This window comes from Deinococcus sp. YIM 134068 (assembly GCF_036543075.1).
In the GTDB taxonomy this organism is placed as follows: domain Bacteria; phylum Deinococcota; class Deinococci; order Deinococcales; family Deinococcaceae; genus Deinococcus; species Deinococcus lichenicola.
Genome location: NZ_JAZHPF010000002.1, coordinates 337,612 through 354,442, shown reverse-complemented (window position 1 = coordinate 354,442; position 16,831 = coordinate 337,612). Strand labels below are relative to the sequence as shown.

15 protein-coding genes are annotated in these 16,831 nt (G+C 71.0%); 13 read left to right on the top strand and 2 right to left on the bottom strand.

What is annotated here, in order from left to right; all coding sequences use genetic code 11:
- Positions 1 to 105: 105 nt before the first annotated feature.
- The 12 genes from V3W47_RS04020 to V3W47_RS03965 all read left to right on the top strand — a co-directional run bounded on the left by V3W47_RS04020 (position 106) and on the right by V3W47_RS03965 (position 12,422).
- Complete coding sequence (locus tag V3W47_RS04020) at positions 106 to 1,296, top strand: PucR family transcriptional regulator (protein ID WP_331823886.1); 1,191 nt, start codon at positions 106 to 108, stop codon at positions 1,294 to 1,296.
- 339 nt (positions 1,297 to 1,635) lie between these two features.
- Entirely contained in the window at positions 1,636 to 2,631 is a 996-nt protein-coding gene (locus V3W47_RS04015) for a glycosyltransferase family 9 protein (protein ID WP_331823885.1), read from the top strand.
- Complete coding sequence (locus tag V3W47_RS04010) at positions 2,621 to 3,049, top strand: glycosyltransferase family 9 protein (protein ID WP_331823883.1); 429 nt, start codon at positions 2,621 to 2,623, stop codon at positions 3,047 to 3,049. Before V3W47_RS04015 ends, V3W47_RS04010 begins: the two co-directional genes overlap by 11 nt.
- Entirely contained in the window at positions 3,046 to 4,014 is a 969-nt protein-coding gene (locus tag V3W47_RS04005) for a glycosyltransferase (protein ID WP_331823882.1), read from the top strand. The genes V3W47_RS04010 and V3W47_RS04005 overlap by 4 nt, the downstream gene beginning before the upstream one ends.
- Complete coding sequence (locus tag V3W47_RS04000; RefSeq protein ID WP_331823881.1) at positions 4,014 to 5,951, top strand: glycosyltransferase; 1,938 nt, start codon at positions 4,014 to 4,016, stop codon at positions 5,949 to 5,951. The genes V3W47_RS04005 and V3W47_RS04000 overlap by 1 nt, the downstream gene beginning before the upstream one ends.
- Complete coding sequence (locus V3W47_RS03995; protein ID WP_331823880.1) at positions 5,948 to 6,715, top strand: SDR family oxidoreductase; 768 nt, start codon at positions 5,948 to 5,950, stop codon at positions 6,713 to 6,715. Before V3W47_RS04000 ends, V3W47_RS03995 begins: the two co-directional genes overlap by 4 nt.
- A gap of 109 nt (positions 6,716 to 6,824) precedes the next feature.
- On the top strand, positions 6,825 to 7,424 hold the full coding sequence (locus V3W47_RS03990) for a D-glycero-alpha-D-manno-heptose-1,7-bisphosphate 7-phosphatase (protein ID WP_331823879.1): 600 nt from the start codon (positions 6,825 to 6,827) through the stop codon (positions 7,422 to 7,424).
- On the top strand, positions 7,405 to 8,877 hold the full coding sequence (gene rfaE2 / locus V3W47_RS03985) for a D-glycero-beta-D-manno-heptose 1-phosphate adenylyltransferase (protein WP_331823878.1): 1,473 nt from the start codon (positions 7,405 to 7,407) through the stop codon (positions 8,875 to 8,877). The genes V3W47_RS03990 and rfaE2 overlap by 20 nt, the downstream gene beginning before the upstream one ends.
- Positions 8,877 to 9,971, top strand: coding sequence for a lipopolysaccharide heptosyltransferase II (gene waaF / locus V3W47_RS03980; RefSeq protein ID WP_331823877.1), 1,095 nt, complete (start codon positions 8,877 to 8,879; stop codon positions 9,969 to 9,971). Before rfaE2 ends, waaF begins: the two co-directional genes overlap by 1 nt.
- Positions 9,968 to 10,768, top strand: a complete 801-nt coding sequence (locus V3W47_RS03975) for a glycosyltransferase (protein WP_331823876.1) — start codon at positions 9,968 to 9,970, stop codon at positions 10,766 to 10,768. Before waaF ends, V3W47_RS03975 begins: the two co-directional genes overlap by 4 nt.
- Positions 10,765 to 11,826, top strand: a complete 1,062-nt coding sequence (locus V3W47_RS03970) for a glycosyltransferase family 9 protein (RefSeq protein WP_331823875.1) — start codon at positions 10,765 to 10,767, stop codon at positions 11,824 to 11,826. The genes V3W47_RS03975 and V3W47_RS03970 overlap by 4 nt, the downstream gene beginning before the upstream one ends.
- Positions 11,827 to 11,840: 14 nt before the next feature.
- Complete coding sequence (locus V3W47_RS03965) at positions 11,841 to 12,422, top strand: hypothetical protein (RefSeq protein WP_331823874.1); 582 nt, start codon at positions 11,841 to 11,843, stop codon at positions 12,420 to 12,422.
- Positions 12,423 to 12,431: 9 nt separating this feature from the next.
- Here the strand turns inward: V3W47_RS03965 and V3W47_RS03960 are convergent, their stop codons facing one another.
- Together V3W47_RS03960 and V3W47_RS03955 are read right to left on the bottom strand one after the other, a co-directional pair.
- Positions 12,432 to 13,010: a hypothetical protein gene (locus V3W47_RS03960; RefSeq protein ID WP_331823873.1), complete on the bottom strand. Its 579-nt coding sequence runs from the start codon at positions 13,008 to 13,010 to the stop codon at positions 12,432 to 12,434.
- A gap of 50 nt (positions 13,011 to 13,060) precedes the next feature.
- Positions 13,061 to 16,357, bottom strand: a complete 3,297-nt coding sequence (locus V3W47_RS03955; protein WP_331823872.1) for a GAF domain-containing protein — start codon at positions 16,355 to 16,357, stop codon at positions 13,061 to 13,063.
- Here V3W47_RS03955 and V3W47_RS03950 point away from each other — a divergent pair.
- Positions 16,356 to 16,742, top strand: coding sequence for a hypothetical protein (locus tag V3W47_RS03950; RefSeq protein WP_331823871.1), 387 nt, complete (start codon positions 16,356 to 16,358; stop codon positions 16,740 to 16,742). The genes V3W47_RS03955 and V3W47_RS03950 overlap by 2 nt on opposite strands.
- Positions 16,743 to 16,831: the final 89 nt, after the last annotated feature.

Below are 16,831 nucleotides of genomic sequence, written 5' to 3'. Positions count from 1 at the left end.
GGTCCGGCGGGGGACGACCTCGCGGCGACGGATGAGCTTGCGGCCCTCCTGCACGGTGAATTTCACCCAAATCGAGATGTGGCTGGGCGCGTAACGTGAGGGGCGTTGGAGGTCCCCATCCTGCCCACTGCCCCCCTCCGCACCGATGCCCGCTCCGAGCGGGTGCTGCGTCTGCTGTGTGACCGCACCGCCGAACTGCTCGCCGCCCCGACGCTGGTGGTGGGAGAGGGGGACCGGGTGGTGGCCGCAAACCGGGCGGAGTGGTGCGGTGTGCCCGTGTCCTCGCTGGAGGGGCTGGAGGAGGCCCTGGACGTGCCCTTCCGACTGGGGGCGCAGGAGGGCCGCGTCCTGATCCTGCCCGGCGAGGGCGAAGCCGTCTCGCCCCGGCTGGCGCATGGGGTGGTGGACCTTGTGCTGGGGCAGGTCCTCACGCTGGAGCGGCAGCCGGGGCAGCAGGACCTCAAGGACGCCCTCATCCACGACCTGCTCCACGGCACCGTCCGGGACGAGGACACCTTGCAGCGGCAGGCGCGGCGGCTGGGGCTGGACCTGGGGCCGCCGCGCGCCGTCATCCTGATCGACGCCTCGGCCTACGTGCTGGCCCCGGAACAGGACCCCGCGCGGGGCACGCAGCGGGCGCAACTCGTGGTGAGCAGCGTCGTCAACTTCTTCCACCTGCCGAACGACACGATCTGCGCCTCCCTGGGCGAGGGGGAGGTGGCGGTCCTCAAGGCGAGCGACTCCCGCAGCCTGCGCCCCTGGGTGGGAGACGGCGACCCCGAAGCCCCCACCAGTTCCTCCTGGGCCAACCTCGCGGCCCTGCGGCGGGCGGGCAATGCCCTGCTCGCGCGGTTGCAGGCCGACCTCGGCGTGCCCCTGAACATCGGCATCGGGCGTCACCACCGGGGACCGGACGGGCTGGTCCGCTCCTACCAGGACGCCCGCGCCGCCCTCACGCTCGGCAGCCGCCTGAGTGGCGAGAACCGCAGCCACACCCTCGACACGCTGGGCGTGGCTGCCTTCGTGGGCCTCGGCGACGAGCCGACGAAGCTCAGCCTCGCCCTCCACCTCCTCAGCCCGCTCGACCGCGAGCCGGAGTTGCTGGGCACGCTGGAGGCCTTTTTCGCCGAGGACTGCCACCCCCTCGCCACCGCCCGCCGCCTGGGCCTCCACCGCAACACCCTCCAGTACCGCCTGGAGAAAGTCACGTCCCTGACGGGCCTCAACCCCCGCACCTTCGATCACGCCGTCCAGATTCGCCTCGCGCTGCTCATCCGCCGCTTGCAGGAGCAGTGAGGAACTGACCCTAATCTTATCGCAGCCTCCATTATCAAAGGAGGTTCAAGGCAGAGATTGGCGTGGGATTTCTCACGTGAGGGACGTGTTTCTCGTCCTGACTCCGTTTTACCCCTGTGCAATCGCCTAAAGAGGCCGCGCGACGGTTTGTGCATCTGCATCATGCGATTCGGGGTGTAGCTCGCTTACGCTGCCCTTCCACGGGGAAAGACGTTGTTTTCCCGTTCGGTGGTTCCCCCTCCTGGGGAGGACCTCACCTGACACTTTGCTTGAAGCGTCTGTGACGTGACCGTCACGGAGTCATTCCTCTTTTCCCGATTCACCCGGAGTTTCCCCCGCATGCCCCAACCCGCCTCCCAACGCATCCTCGTCCTCCGTGCCCTGCCGGGCCTGGGCGACCTGCTGTGCGCCGTGCCCGCCCTCCGTGCGCTGCGGGCGGGGTGGCCGGGGGCCGAGGTCACGCTGCTGGGGCTGCCGGGGGCGGCGGCCTTCGTGAGGCGGTATCCCGAACTCATCGACCGACTGGAAGTGTTTCCGGGCTTTCCGGGCCTGCCGGAGGTTCCGGTGCGGAACGCGGAGGTTCTGGACTTCCTGGGGCGGGGTCAGGGGCGGTACGACCTCGCCATTCAGATGCACGGGAGCGGCCCGATCAGCAACGTCTTCGTAGCGTTGCTGGGGGCGCGGCAGACGGCGGGACGCTTCCTGCCTGGGACGTGGTGCCCGGACCCGGCGGGTTTCCTCCCCTACCGGGCGGACGAACCCGAGCCGCTCGTGTGGCTACGGCTGGTGGAGTTCCTGGGGTGTCCGTCGCGGGGGGAGGACCTGACCTTCCCTGTCCGCGAGGAGGACCGGGCGGCGCTGCGGGCCGTAGTGGGTGCGGACATGTTGACACCGGGCAGCTACGCGGTCATTCACCCCGGCGCGAGCCAGCTTGAGCGGTGCTGGGCACCCGAACACTTCGCGCGGGTGGCCGACGAGTTGATTGGGTACGGCTTGCGGGTCGTTCTGACGGGCACGCTGGGCGAGGCGGCGGTGACGGCGGCGGTGCGGGAACAGATGATGCGGCCTGGGGTGCTGGACCTCTCCGGGCAGACCGATCTGGGCACGCTGGCCGCCCTCCTCGCCGGGGCGCGGCTGCTCGTGTGCAACGACACGGGCGTCTCTCACCTCGCGGCGGCGACGGGCACGCCGAGCGTGGTCGTCTTCCTGATCTCCGACCCGGCCCGCTGGGCACCCCTGAACCGCGAGCGTCACCGGGCGGTGAACGGGGAGTTGGACAGCGTGTTGGGCGGGGTTCGCGCCCTGCTGGAGCGGGAGGTAAGCCGTGTCGGTTGAGCTGAAGGGGCAGGTGCTCCTCGCCTGCACGCGGAACGTGGCCGCCCTCCGTCCCCAGTTGGACGGGTGCCGGGCGGCGTGGCCGGACGCCCACCTCTCCCTGCTCGTTCCATCGTCCGAGCGTGAGGCCGTTCCTTCCTGGGCCGCCGAGGTGCTGGCCCCGGAGAGCTTCTGGACTCCTCGACTCCTCGACACTCTGCGCGCCGGGAACTTCGCCGCCGCCGTCCTCCTCACTACCCCCGGTGACTCACCGCACGGCCTGGGCTACCTGTGCGCACTGGCGGGCATTCCCTGGACCGCTGGCGTCTCCGCCGAGTTCGGGGGGCAGACCTTGACGCACTGGGTCAAGCCGGGCGGGGCGGACCCGGCCCCCGCACCCCTCGCCAGCCTGCTCTCCCCACGAAAGGAGCCGACATGAGACCGCTGCGAATCCTGACCTGGCACGTCCACGGCAGCTACCTGTATTACCTGACGCAGGTGCCCAACGAGTTCTACCTGCCGGTCAAGCCGGGCCGCCCGGAAGGGTACGGCGGGCGTGCGGGCGACTTCCGCTGGAGCGACAACGTGCATGACGTTCCTGCGGAGGAAGTGCGGAACCTGCCCTTCGACGCCATCCTCTTCCAGTCGCGCAGGAACTATCTGGAAGACCAGCTCGAAATCCTGTCGCCCGCCCAGCGTGCCCTCCCGCGTCTGTACCTCGAGCATGACCCGCCGCGCGAGACACCGACCGACACCCGGCATCCGGTGGACGACCCGGAGGTGATGCTCGTCCACGTCACCGCCTTCAACGACCTGATGTGGGACAGCGGGCGCACGCCGACGCAGGTGATCGAGCACGGCGTCACCGAGCCGGACGTGAGGTGGACGGGCGAGCGGGCGCGCGGGCTGACGGTGGTGAACGGCCTGAAATCGCGCGGGCGGCGGCTGGGCGCGGACGTGTTCGAGGAGGCGCGGGCGGAACTTCCCCTCGATCTCGTGGGCATCGCCTCCGAGCAGATGGGCGGGATGGGTGCCGTGCCCCTGAAGGACCTGCCCGCCTTCTCCGCGCCGTACCGCTTCTTCTTCAATCCCATTCGCTACACCAGCCTCGGCCTCGCCGTGTGCGAGGCGATGATGCTGGGGATGCCGATGGTCGGGCTGGCGACAGCCGAGATGGCGACGGTGGTGCAAAACGGCGTGTCAGGCTACGTGGACACGGACGTGCGGAAACTGACCCAGAAGATGCGCGAACTGCTGGACGACCCCGACGAGGCGCGGCGGCTCGGCGCGGGGGCGCGGGAGGTGGCGCGCGCACGTTTCTCTATCGAACGCTTCGCCCGCGACTGGGACGCCCTCTTCCGCGAGGTGGCCGGGCGCGGCGTGCTGGCGGGGGGGACGCGGTGATGCGGGTCGCCCTCATCAGCGAACACGCCTCGCCGCTCGCCTCACTGGGGGGCACGGACGCGGGCGGGCAGAACGTGTACGTGGCACAGGTGGCACGGCACCTCGCGGCGCTGGGGTACGCGGTGGACGTGTTCACCCGCCGCGACGCCCCCAGTCTCCCCGAGGTGCTGGAGTGGGTGCCCGGCGTGCGCGTGGTGCATGTTCCGGCGGGTCCGGCGGCGGTCCTTCCCAAAGAGGACCTGCTCCCCCTCATGTCCGACTTCACCCGCTTCATGGCCGGATTCATGGCGCGGGAGGGGCGGTACGACCTCCTGCACGCGAATTTCTGGATGTCGGGTCTCGTCGCTGCCGACCTCAAGCGGATGCTCGGCGTGCCCTTCGTCATCACCTTCCACGCGCTCGGCAAGGTGCGGCGGCTGCACCAGGGCGGGGCGGACGGCTTCCCGGAGGCGCGGCTGGGCATCGAGGAGCGGCTGGTGCGCGAGGCCGACCGCATCGTGGCCGAGTGCCCCCAGGACGAGGCCGACCTGCGCGAGCTGTACGGGGCCGACCCCGCCCGCATCGTCACGGTGCCCTGCGGCTTCGACCCCGCCGAGTTCTCGCCGCAGTGTCGCCGGGAGGCGCGGCTCCGGCTCGGGCTGGACCCCGACGAGGCGGTGGTCCTCCAACTGGGCCGCATGGTCCCGCGCAAGGGCGTGGACGACGCCATCCGGGGCTTCGCGCGGGCGCTGCGGACCTCTGCCCGCCCGGCCCGCCTCCTCGTGGTGGGCGGCAACAGCCCGAGTCCCGACCCGGCGCTGACCCCCGAACTCGGGCGGCTGCGCGAGGTGGCGCGGGCGGAGGGTGTGGCGGGCTGCGTCACCTTCACGGGGAGCCGGGAGCGGGCGGCCCTGCGCGACTACTACAGCGCGGCGGACGTGTTCGTGAGTACGCCGTGGTACGAACCCTTCGGCATCACGCCGCTGGAGGCGATGGCGTGTGGCACGCCCGTCGTCGGGGCGCGGGTGGGCGGTATCGCGCATACGGTCGTGGACGGTGAGACGGGCTTCCTCGTGCCGCCGCGCGATCCGGAGGCGCTGGGTGAGCGGCTGGGCGTGCTGCTGGACGACGGCGAGTTGCGGGAGCGCATGGGCGCGGCGGCCCTGCGCCGGGTGCGGACCCACTTCACCTGGGAGGGCGTGGCGCGTCAATTGAGAGACGCGTACCGGGAGGTTGGCCGGGAGCAGCCCCAACCGTCCCTGCCGGAGGTCGCCCCGTCCGCCCACTCCGCCGTGGACCGCGCCTTTCAGGGCCTCATGACCGCCCTCGCCCGCTCACGGCAAGTTCTCCAGCCGCAGATCGTGGCCGCCGCGCACGCCATCTCCGCCTGCTTCGAGCGGGGGAACAAGGTCCTCGTGTGCGGCAACGGGGGCAGCGCCGCCGACGCGCAGCACTTCGCCGCCGAACTCGTGGGCCGCTTCCGGCGCGATGGTCGCCGGGGTTTGCCCGTCATCGCCCTGACCGCCGACTCCGCGCTCCTCACCGCTTGGTCGAACGACGTGGGCTTCGGGGACGTGTTCGCCCGGCAGGTCGAGGCGTTCGGGTGCGCGGGCGACCTCCTCCTCGTCATCAGCACGAGCGGGCAGTCGCCCAACGTGGTGGCCGCGCTCGGGGCCGCGCGGGAGCGGGGGCTGACCACCCTGGCGCTGCTCGGCGGGAGTGGGGGGGCCGCGCATCCCCTCGCCGACCTCCCCCTCCTCGTCGCGTGCGGGGACACGCCGCGCATCCAGGAGGTTCAACTCCTCGCCCTGCACCTCATCTGCGAACTCGTGGAGGAGCAGATTCACGCCGCCCTGCCCGTGCCCCTGCCGCCCGCCGCGCGCCTGAATCCGCCCGGCGCGACCTCTCCCCTCATCTCCCAGCCCTCCGCGAAAGCCGGAAAAGGAGCCACCCTATGACCCAATCTATTCCCCAGCCGCAGCCCCAGTCTCCCTTCGCCACTGCCCTCGCCGGTCAGGTCGCCCTCGTGACGGGCGGTGGAAGCGGCCTCGGTGCCGCCATCTGCCGCGTGCTGGCCGAGTCGGGCGCGCAGGTGATCGCCGCCGACGTGAAACTTCCCCAGGCCGAGCGGCTGGCGGGCGAGTTGACGGGGGCCGGACTCAAGGTGCAGGCCGCCCTGCTCGACGTGCGTGATGAACACCAGATGGAACAGGTCGTCGCGCAGCTTGAGGAGGAATACGGCCACCTCGACATCCTGATCAACAACGCGGGGACGGACGTGACGCTGCCCATCGAGGAGCTGAGCGTGGCCGACATCGACCGGGTACTCGACGTGAACCTGCGCGGGCCGTTCCTCCTCTCGCGGGCGGTGCTGCCGCGCATGGCGGGACGGGGGCGCGGGGCCATCGTGAACATCGCGTCCACGGCCTCCAAGCGCGCGTGGGCGAATGCCAGCGCCTACCACGCGAGCAAGTGGGGACTGCTCGGCCTCTCGCACGCCCTCCACGTCGAGGCGCGACCCCACGGCGTCCGGGTCACGGCGCTTGTGGCGGGCGGGATGCAGACGCCCTTCATCCTCGAACGCTTCCCGGACACGCCGCTCTCGAACCTGCAAGACCCGCGTAACGTCGCCGAGGCCGTGCGCTACGTCCTCCTCCAGCCCGAGGGCACGGTCGTCCCGGAACTGACCGTGGTGCCGATGCGGGAAACGTCGTGGCCCTGAGCGTCGGGAGGAGAGGTCAGACGATGCCTTCGGTGTTTTGCTCCTCCCCCCTTGCGGGGGAGGCTGGGTGGGGGGTGGCAAGCCCTGCTTGCCCCTCTCTTTAGCGCACATGACCACGCCTCCCAGCCGCCCCGCCGTCTTCCTCGACAAGGACGGCACCCTCATCGAGGACGTGCCCTACAACGTGGACCCGGCCTTGATCCGCCTCGCGCCGGGCGTCGGTGAGGTGCTGCGGGCGCTGTCGGGTGCAGGCTATGTCCTCGTCGTGATCACCAATCAGTCGGGGGTGGCGCGGGGCCTCTTTCCCGAGTCGGCTTTGGGTGGGGTCGAGACTCGCCTACGCGAACTGCTCGCCGCCGAGGGCGTGACGCTCGCGGGCTTCCTCGCCTGCCCGCACCACCCGAAGGGAACGGTGGAAGAGTATGCGGTGGAGTGCGAGTGCCGTAAACCGGGGCCGGGGTTGCTGCGCCGGGCGGCGGATGAGCTGGGGCTGGACCTCACCCGGTCGTGGATGGTGGGCGACATCCTGAACGACGTGGAGGCCGGGCGGCGGGCCGGGTGCCGCACGGTGCTGCTGGACAACGGCGGCGAGACCGAGTGGTTGCCGGGGCCATACCGCACACCACACCACACGGCGCGGGACTGGGCGGAGGTAGCGGCGGCCATCCTCACCGCCGAGGAGGAAAGACATGCTCCTAGAACACCTTGAGGGGTTCCGTGGCTTGCGGGTACTCGTGATCGGCGAGGGGATGCTCGACTCGTACCTGTATGGTTCCGCCGACCGCCTGTGCCGCGAGGCCCCGGTGCCCATCGTCGCCCTGCACGGACGCCATGATGTGCCCGGTGGGGCCGCCAACGCCGCCCTGAACGTCCGCGCATTGGGGGCGAGCGTGGAGTTCCTGTCGGCGGTCGGCACGGATGCTGAGGGTGACATCCTCCTCGGGGCGTTGGAGAAGGCGGGCGTGGACACCTCCGGCGTGGTGCGTGCGGCGGGACGGGAAACGCTCGTTAAACGCCGGGTCCTCGCCGCCTCGCAAATCCTGCTGCGGATGGACCAGGGCACGGAGAAGGACGTAATAGGCGCGGAAGAGGACGCCCTCATCGACCATCTGCGCGCCGCCTTCCGTCGCTCGGATGCCGTGATCGTCTCCGACTACGGGTACGGCATCCTGACGGGGCGGGTGATCGGGGCGCTGGCCGACGAGCAGCGGCGCTCGCCTCGCGTCCTCGTGGTGGATGCCAAGCGGCCCGAACGCTACCGCGACGCGGGCGTGACGGCGGTGAAACCGAACTACGGGGAGGCGCTGCGGCTGCTGGGTGAGACCGCCCGCCACACCTCGCAGGAACGGCTGGAACAGGTCGCCGCGTGGGAGGACACCGTGCTGGAGCGCACGGGTGCGCGCATCGTGGCCGTGACGCTGGACGTGGAGGGCGCGCTCGTCTTCGAGCGGGGCCAGCCCGCCTACCGCACCTTCACGCGGCCCCACTCCAACGCGAACGCGACCGGGGCGGGCGACACCTTCGTGGGGGCGCTGGCGCTCGCGCTCGCGGGCGGGGCCGACACACCCGCCGCCGCCGACCTCGCCTCCGCCGCCGCGACGGTGGTGGTCCGGAAGGGGGGCACGACGGTCTGCACCGCCGCCGAGCTGCGCGACTTCCTCACCGCCGAGGACAAGGTGCTCGACACGGCGGGGCTGGTGACGCGGGCCGCCGCGCTGCGGGAGGGAGGGAGGCGCATCGTCTTCACCAACGGCTGCTTCGACCTGCTGCACCGGGGGCACATCACGTATCTGAATCAAGCTAAAGCTCTTGGTGACGTGCTGATCGTCGGCCTGAACGACGACGCGAGCGTGCGGCGGTTGAAGGGGGCATCGCGGCCCATCAACCCCACCGAGGACCGCGCGCAGGTGCTCGCCGCGCTGAGTTGCGTGGACCTCATCGTCCCCTTCACGGAGGACACCCCGGCCCGGCTGATCGAGGCGCTGCGGCCCGACGTGTACGTCAAGGGCGGCGACTACACGCGCGAGACGTTGCCGGAAGCTCCGCTCGTGGAGTCGCTGGGCGGCGAGGTGCGGTTGCTGTCGTATCTGGACGACCGCTCCACCACGGGCATCATCGAGCGGGTGCGGCGGGCCTACGCGCGTCCGGGGGCGGGGGACTGATGACTGTGCTGGCGGGGGACTGGGCGTCGGCACGCAACGTCCTCGCCGTGCGGCTGGACACGCTGGGCGACGTGCTGATGACGACCCCGGCGCTGCGGGCACTGAAGGAGGGCCACCCAGGTCGGAGGTTGACCCTCCTGACCTCACCGCCGGGAGCCGCCGTCGCCCGCCTCGTGCCCGAGATTGACGAGGTGCTGGTGTACGAGGCCCCGTGGCTCAAGGCCACCGCCCCCCGCCTGAGCAGCGCCCCCGACTTCGAGATGGTGCGGCTGCTCCGAGAACGGCAGTTCGACGCCGCCGCCATCTTCACCGTCTACAGCCAGAATCCTCTCCCCTCGGCCATGCTGTGCTTTCTCGCAGACATTCCGCTGCGGCTGGCCCACTGCCGCGAGAATCCGTACCAACTCCTCACCGACTGGGTGCGCGAGACCGAGCCGGAGGGCGGTATCCGGCACGAGGTCCAGCGGCAACTCGATCTGGTGGCGGCGGTGGGGGCGACCACCAGAGATGAGCGGCTGTCGTTGAGCTTTCCAATGGAAGCGGCGGAGCGAGTGGCGGGGCTGCTGGCCTCCCTGCGGCTGAACCGTTCCCGACCGTGGGCCGTCGTCCACCCTGGCGCGACGGCCTCCTCCCGGCGCTACCCACCCGAGTATTTCGCGGAAGTTGCACGGCTTCTGACCGATCAGGGCCTCACCCTCCTCTTTACCGGAAGCGGCGGGGAGCGGGACCTCATCGAGGACATTCGGGCGATGGCGGGCGGCGTCGGGCACTCGCTGGCGGGGCAACTGGACCTCGCGGAACTCGCGGCGCTGATCTCGGCCTCCCCCCTCCTGATCTCCAACAACACCGGCCCCGCGCACATGGCGGCGGCGCTGGGAACGCCCGTGGTGGACCTCTACGCGCTGACGAATCCGCAGCACACGCCCTGGCAGGTGTCGTCCCGCGTCCTCTCCCATGACGTGCCGTGCCGCTGGTGCTACCGCTCGGTCTGCCCGGAGGGGCACCACCTCTGCCTGCGTGGGGTGAGGCCGGAGGAGGTCGTGGCGGCGGCGCTGGAACTCCTCTCCCCCATTGCTCTGGAGCGGACGACATGACGGCCCTCGACATTCTCATCCCGACCTGCGACCGCCCCGGTGCCCTGGCCGTCACGCTGACGAGTCTCGCCGCGCAAACCGTTCAGCCCTTCCGAGTGGTGATCTCCGATCAGGGCGAATCTCCTGTGACCGAGCGGGCGGAGGTTGTCACAGCCATTCGCGTGCTCGAACTCCACAGCTGCGAAGTGTCAGTTCACCGTCACCTTCCCCGGCGCGGCATGGCGGAGCAGCGGCAGTTCCTCCTTGAGCAGGCCCGCGCGCCGCTCGTCCTCTTTCTCGACGACGACCTCATTCTTGAGCCGTGGGTGGTCGGGCAGATGTTGGGCGTGCTGGGGCGCGAGCGGTGCGGCTTCGTGGGGAGCGCGGTGATTGGGCTGAGCTTCCAGGCGGACGAGCGGCCCCACCAGCAGGCGGTGGAGTGCTGGGAGGGGCCGGTCACGCCGGAGACGATCACGGTGGGTTCGCCCGCGTGGCACCGGTACGAGTTGCACAACGCGGCGAACCTCCTCCACGTCCAGCGGCGGCTGGCCCCCTCGCCCGAGCGAACGCGCGTCTACAAGGTCGCCTGGGTGGGCGGCTGCGTCCTGTACGACCGCGCGTGTCTGGAGGCGGCGGGGGCCTTCGGCTTCTGGCGCGAGCTGCCCGAGGAACACGCGGGCGAGGACGTGCTGGCCCAGTGGCGGGTGATGGCCCGCTCTGGCGGCTGCGCGGTCATGCCGTCGGGCGTGTACCATCAGGAATTGCCGACGACCCTCCCGAACCGCGAGGTGGACGCGCCGAAGGTCCTGAAGGTATGAACGCCGAGTGGGCGACTGTCAGGAACGTCCTCGTCATGCGCCTGGACAACATCGGCGACGTGGTGATGACTGGCCCCATGCTGCGGTCGCTCAAGGAGGCGTTGCCGGGGTCGCGCCTTACCCTGATGGCGAGTCCGGGCGGTGCGGCGGCGGCTCCCCTCCTGCCCTGGGTGGACGACGTTCTGGTATGGCGGGCGATGTGGCAGCAGCTCGGCACTGGTCGGGCGGACCCGGCGCGGGAGATGGAGCTGATCGGGATGCTGCGTGAGCGGAAGTTCGACGCCGCCGTGATTCTGACCTCCTTCAGCCAGACGCCGCACCCGCCCGCGCTGGCCTGCCTGCTCGCCGGAATCCCGCTGCGGCTGGGCGAGTCGAAAGAACGCGCCCCCGGCCTCCTGACCCATCAACCCCTCTCCCCTACCCCGGAGACGGAGCATCAGGCCGAGCGGAATCTACGGCTCATTGAGACGGCGGGCGTTTCGGTGAGAAGCCGGGCGCTCGAAGTTCACATCTCCGAAGAGGCCCGGTCCCGAGCCTCAGCCCTCGTGCCCCAGCCCTACCTCCTCCTCAACCCCTTCGCCAGTTGCTCGGCCCGCACCTATCCGCCTTCGCTGGCGGGACGCGCGGCGCGGCTGATCGCGGAACGAACAGGATTCAAGGTCGCCGTGACGGGCGTGGACAAGGACCGGGAGCGGTGCCGTGACCTCCTCGCCGAACTGGGGGAGCATGGGGTGGACCTCCTGGGACGGACCGACCTCCCGACCTTCGCCGCCCTGATCGCCGCCTCTCGGCTCGTCCTGACGAACAACACCTCCGCCCTGCACCTCGCGGACGCGACACGTACACCCGTCCTCGCCACCTACTCCGGCACGGATTACGAGTCGCAGTGGCGGCCCCGCCACGCGCCCGCCCGCCTCCTGCGCCGCCCGACGCCCTGCCATCCCTGTTATGCCTTCCAGTGCCCGTATGACCTCGAATGCCTGGACTTCTCCCCCGAAGAGGTTGCGGGAGCGGGGCTGGACTTGCTCACCGCGAGCCACACCCTCGCCGCCCGGTGAGCGAGAATGGAAGCATGAGCCGGAACGATCAGGAACCGCAGAACCCAAAAGGCGACCGCTCCTCCGGTGGGCTGCGCGGCGTCGCCCGGCGGCTGGCGGAGGGGGTGCGGCAAAGTCCGCGCGTGCAGGAGGCCGCCGCCGAGGTGCGGGACCGCGCCCGCGAGTTGCGCGAAACGACGCGTGCCCGCGCAGATTCGCGGCTGGAGCGGCTGATCGAGGACGGTCGCGCCCGGCGGGGGGAGGACTTGCCGGACGAGGTGTCGGCCCTCCTCATGGAGCGCCGCCGCGAGCGGGAGGCGCGGGCCGCGCGGCTGCGGGCACGGGCGGCCCTCCTCGCCCTCGCCGGGGGGCCGGAGCAGCGCCGGGTGCTGACCCTGGTCGCCGACGCGACGCCGTGGGCCGGGGGTGAGGCGGCGGAGGTCCGCTACACCACCCTGCTCGACCGCCTCGCACCCTCCGGCGGTGCCGAGGCCGAGATGGGCGTCCACCGCGCCCTGTGGACCCTCGCCGAGCGCCGCGTGCTGGCCGTCTCCCCCCACGGCGTCGTGACGGCGTGCGTGCTGCCGGAGGAGAGAGAGAACTTCTCCCAAAGGTGACACCGCTCCTCATGGAGTGGTCCGCGTGCGCGACGACTCCACACAGACCAGACCGTTCGCCCGTGAGAGGGGCCACACGGAGCGCCCCGCCGCCCGCCAGACCGTCAGCGTGGCCTGCCGCTGACCCTGCGGCGTCTGCTCGCGCCACGTCAGCACGGCGTTCTCCACCCTGCGCCCGCGCGACATGACCAGCGCCAGCTCCTGCGGGCAATCGTCGGCCTTGCCGGGTCGGCTGCGGCCCCAGAACCAGACGCGGGCGGGACGCTCGGGGACGCCTCGCGTTTGCCAGACGGCGGGAATATTCAGGCGGGCGGCGTCCATACCGCGCAGAACGTAGCGGGCATCCAGCGGCATGTCGTTCTTGTCGAAACTCATTCCGTGGACATCCACCCGCACATCCTCAGCCGTGAGCTTCAGGGCATGCAGATCATCCTTCAGGGGCGGCCACGCCCGGTATTCGAGGTCCGCTGGCACCATGCTGCTGGCCGCAAGACGGGGAACAAGCCAGATCAGGGCGAGCAGGGTCAGCCCGATCACAAACTGGAGCAGCCTGAGCGGTGAAAAGGAGATATCTGGCCCGGCGCTCATCTCATACTAATCTAGAGGCAGAGCAAGAGGGCGACCATCCCCCCTCCCCCTCACACCTCCGGCAGAGTGAAGAAGAAGGTGGACCCCTCGCCCGGCGTGCTCTCCAGCCACATCCGCCCGCCGTGCCGCTCGACGATCTTCTTGCACACGGCCAGCCCGATCCCCGTTCCCTCGAACTCCTCGCGGCCATGCAGGCGCTGGAAGATCACGAAGATGCGCTCGAAATACTGTGCCTCTATCCCGAGGCCGTTGTCCGAGACCGCGAAACGCCAGAACTCGCCCTCGTGCTGGGCCGTGACGTGGACGTGCGGCGGAACGCCCTCGCGGTGGTACTTCAGCCCGTTGGAGATGAGGTTGTGAAGAAGTTGATCGAGTTGCCCCGCGTCGGCGAGGACGAGGGGCAGCTCGTCACGGGTGAGGTTCGCCCCCGCCGCATCGCCGCCCGCCTGAAAGCGCCGCGCCACCGCGTCGAACACGTCGCCCGCGTCGGTGGGGAGCAGGTCGCCCCGCCCGGTGTGGACGCGCGAGAAGGTGAGCAGGTCGTCCACGAGCCGCTTCATGTACCCGCCGTTGTCCACAATCTGCCGCAGGTACAGCCGCCCCCGGTCGTCGAGCAGGTCGCCGTACTTGCGCTCGATGACCCCGGCGAAGCTCGTCACCGCCCGGATGGGCGCTTGCAGGTCGTGGGAGGCGACGTAGGCGAACTGCTCCAGCTCGGCGTTGGAGCGTTCCAGCTCGCGGGTGCGCTGGGCGAGTTGCGCGACCCCCAGCGCGCCCTCGATGGCGAGACCCAGGCTGCGAACGGTCGTCTCCAGCATGGCCCGGTCCGCCGCGCTCCAGGGCCGCTCCTCGAACACCATCACGTTGAAGATGCCGAAGACGCCCCCATTTACCACGACGGGCAGCGTGGAGACGGTCCGCAGGTGGGAGACGAGTTCCGGTGCCACATCCCGCGCCCGGTCGTACACGTCCTGAAAGAGCGGCTCGCGGGTCCGGTCGGGCAGGTCGAGCGAGGGCGTGTGCCCGACCGGCAACCCCCCCTCGACGACGGCCTGGAGTTCCGGCGTGCCCAGGTCCCCCACCCGCGCGGCCACTTGCCAGCGGTCTCCCTCCTTCTGGTAGAAGAGGGCGCAGCCCGGCGGAAGCAGGGAGAGCACCACCGTCAGCGCCCGCTCGATCAGGGCCAGCGGCTCGCTCCGCAGAGAGAGGGTGCGCGTCAGGTCCGCGAAGCCCTCCAGCGCCTGCGTGCGGGCCTCCAGCTCGGCGTTCTGCGCCTCCAGGTGGGTGGTCACGCTCGCCCGTTCCAGCGCCAGGCCGAGGCTGCGGGCCACCGCGCGCACCACCGCCTTCTCGCGCTCGGTCCACGCGCGGCCCTCCCGCGTGCCCACCGTGAACAGGCTCCGCACCCGACTCCGCGCGGCGACGGGCACGAGCGCGACCGCGCCGTAGCTCGCCGCGCTGGCGACGTGGTTGGCCCCCGCGTCCCAGCCGTCCACGAAGACCCCCGCCTCCGAGCGGGCGGCCTCGGCGAAGTTCGGCGCGTCCCCCGGCACGCCCTCCCGAAGTTGCGCCACGATTTCGGGGGCCAGCTCCTCGGACCACACGCGCACCCGCCACAGCCCCCCCTCCAGCTCGCCGTCTTCCAGCTCGTAGTACGCGACGCTCACGTGTTCGACGTTCGCGCGCACCACCTCCACCGCCCGGCGCACGAGGGCGAGCACGTCGGTCTCGGTGCCCACCGCCTCGGTGAAGGCCACGAACGCCTCCCGCGCGCGGGCGTCCTCCTCGGCCTGCCGGACGCGGGCGGTGAGCTGTGACGCCGCCTCCGCCCGCTCCAGCGCGAGGCCGAGCGTGCCCGCCGCCCGCCGCAACAGGTCGCGCTGTTCCCCATGCCACGCGCCCGTCCCCACCGGACGCCACGCCAGCACGAAGCCGACGAGGGTGCCCCCCGGTGTCACGATGGGTTCGGCGCTCCCCGACAGGGCCGGGAAGTCCGCCACCGGGCTGCCGGTGGTGTGGTAATCGTCGAAGTACAGCGCCCGGCGGGTGCGCGCGACCTTCAGCAGGTTGGGCGTGTCCGGAAGCCGCAGGCCGGGCCGGGTCAGGAAGGCGCGGATGGGTTCCGGCACGTCGCCCCAGAAGGCCGTCGCCTGAACGGACTCCCCCTCCAGCCGGACCATGCCCATGCCCGTCGCCCCCACGGCGGGGCCGAGCCACTCCAGCGAGCGCCCGGCCACCTCCTCCGGCGAGGCGGCGTCTTGCAGGGCGTCCCCCAGCCGGGCGAGCACCTCGGCGGTGCGCCGCGCCGCCTCCAGCTCCGCCGTGCGGGCGGCGACCTGCCGCTCCAGCTCCGCCTTGTCCGCGCGCAGCCCGCGCTCGGCGGCCCTCTGGGCACGCCGGTCTTGCAGGTGGCCCACAACGAGGGGCCGCCCACCCTCCTCGTAGCGTGTGAGCACCACCGCCAGCGGCAGCCGCTCGCCCCCCTTCGTCCACATTTCCTTCTCGTAGGGGTCCGACACCCCGCGCTCCAGCGCCCGCGCGAAGGCCCGCTCGTCGGCCTCGCGGTATTCGGGTGGGGTGAGGGCGGCCCAGTCGATTTCCCCGGCCTCCAACTCCGCCCGCGTATAGCCCAGCAGCCGCAGATAGGCGTCGTTGACGAGGATCAACCCGCCTGACATGTCCCCCGCCGCCACACCGACCGGGCTGACCTCCACGAGGCGACGAAAGCGGGCCTCGCTCTCCCGCAGCCCGGCGAGCAGCCGCACCCGCCCCAGCGCGACGGCACATTGGGAGGCGAGGGTCCGCAGGAAGCGCGTCTCCTCCCGCGTGAAGTGATGCGGTTCCCTGAAGTCCAGAATGATCGTGCCGAGCGGGCGGTCGTCCAGAAACATGGGAAGGACGGCGGTGGCGACGGCGGCCACGCCACCCATGCGCGCCTCCAGCTCCGGGTAGACCCGCACGAGATCGCCCTCCTGCTCGAAGAAGAGCGGTTCCCGCTTCTCCAGCACGTCCCCGGCGGGCACATTGCCGTCGAGCGGGCCGTCCTGCCAGAGGGTCTGGGCGTCCTCCGCGTACCCCTGCTTGTCGGCGAGTTCCAGCCACCTTCCGTCCTGGCTGACGAGCAGGACCGCGCCCGCGACGGCGTTCAGGGCGGTGAGGGCGGGGGTCAGGACGACCCGGAAGACCGCCTCGCCCGTCTGGGCGGCGGCCAGCGCCTCGGTTACGTTCTGGAGATGCTCGCTCAGGGTGAGTTCGTTCTGAGCATCGTCGTTCTGAGCACCGTCGTTCTGAGCAGTGTCATTCTGGGAGGAGCGCGCGGGGGCCTCCGCCCCGGACTGACTCGGCATGATGCCCAGGATAGCGGGCCTGGGCCGGGCGGACCCCCATCCGGTATGGTGCGGCATGGCGGAACTGACCCTGCTCCTCGAAGGCGGCGTCCTCGTCGTCGGCACGCCCACGGCCACCGCTCCCGGCGAGGTGTCGCTTCTCGCGCAGGCGGCGGAGGTGGACGGCGTGATGCTGCAAGATGTCCGGCTCGACGGCGGGGGCGACACCCGGCACCTGCCGTGGCTGTACGTCGCCTTTTCCCGTGTCCTCGCCTGCGGGGTGGAGGGGGCCGTGGACGGGGAAACGGCCCGTACCCGCCTCTCGGAGGTCATTCAGGGCCTCCGCAAGAGCCAGTACAGCTCACGCGGTGCCCACGAGGGCCTGCGGGCAGTGGAGGGCGAGTAGGCGGGAGGGGGTGATCCCCTCCATCTCTGACCCAACCGCCTTTCGGAACAGGTATGTTTCTCCACACTCATACGCTCCCTCTGTCACCG

Excerpts from the sequence above, each read along its gene's own strand:
- V3W47_RS04015 (WP_331823885.1), top strand. The coding sequence starts at position 1,636 with ATGCCCCAACCCGCCTCCCAACGCATCCTCGTCCTCCGTGCCCTGCCG.
- V3W47_RS03975 (WP_331823876.1), top strand. The coding sequence starts at position 9,968 with ATGACGGCCCTCGACATTCTCATCCCGACCTGCGACCGCCCCGGTGCC.
- rfaE2 (WP_331823878.1), top strand. The coding sequence starts at position 7,405 with ATGCTCCTAGAACACCTTGAGGGGTTCCGTGGCTTGCGGGTACTCGTG.
- V3W47_RS03965 (WP_331823874.1), top strand. The coding sequence starts at position 11,841 with ATGAGCCGGAACGATCAGGAACCGCAGAACCCAAAAGGCGACCGCTCC.
- V3W47_RS04005 (WP_331823882.1), top strand. The coding sequence starts at position 3,046 with ATGAGACCGCTGCGAATCCTGACCTGGCACGTCCACGGCAGCTACCTG.
- V3W47_RS03970 (WP_331823875.1), top strand. The coding sequence starts at position 10,765 with ATGAACGCCGAGTGGGCGACTGTCAGGAACGTCCTCGTCATGCGCCTG.
- V3W47_RS03995 (WP_331823880.1), top strand. The coding sequence starts at position 5,948 with ATGACCCAATCTATTCCCCAGCCGCAGCCCCAGTCTCCCTTCGCCACT.
- V3W47_RS03990 (WP_331823879.1), top strand. The coding sequence starts at position 6,825 with ATGACCACGCCTCCCAGCCGCCCCGCCGTCTTCCTCGACAAGGACGGC.
- V3W47_RS04000 (WP_331823881.1), top strand. The coding sequence starts at position 4,014 with ATGCGGGTCGCCCTCATCAGCGAACACGCCTCGCCGCTCGCCTCACTG.
- V3W47_RS03960 (WP_331823873.1), bottom strand. The coding sequence starts at position 13,010 with ATGAGCGCCGGGCCAGATATCTCCTTTTCACCGCTCAGGCTGCTCCAG.
- V3W47_RS03950 (WP_331823871.1), top strand. The coding sequence starts at position 16,356 with ATGATGCCCAGGATAGCGGGCCTGGGCCGGGCGGACCCCCATCCGGTA.
- V3W47_RS03955 (WP_331823872.1), bottom strand. The coding sequence starts at position 16,357 with ATGCCGAGTCAGTCCGGGGCGGAGGCCCCCGCGCGCTCCTCCCAGAAT.
- waaF (WP_331823877.1), top strand. The coding sequence starts at position 8,877 with ATGACTGTGCTGGCGGGGGACTGGGCGTCGGCACGCAACGTCCTCGCC.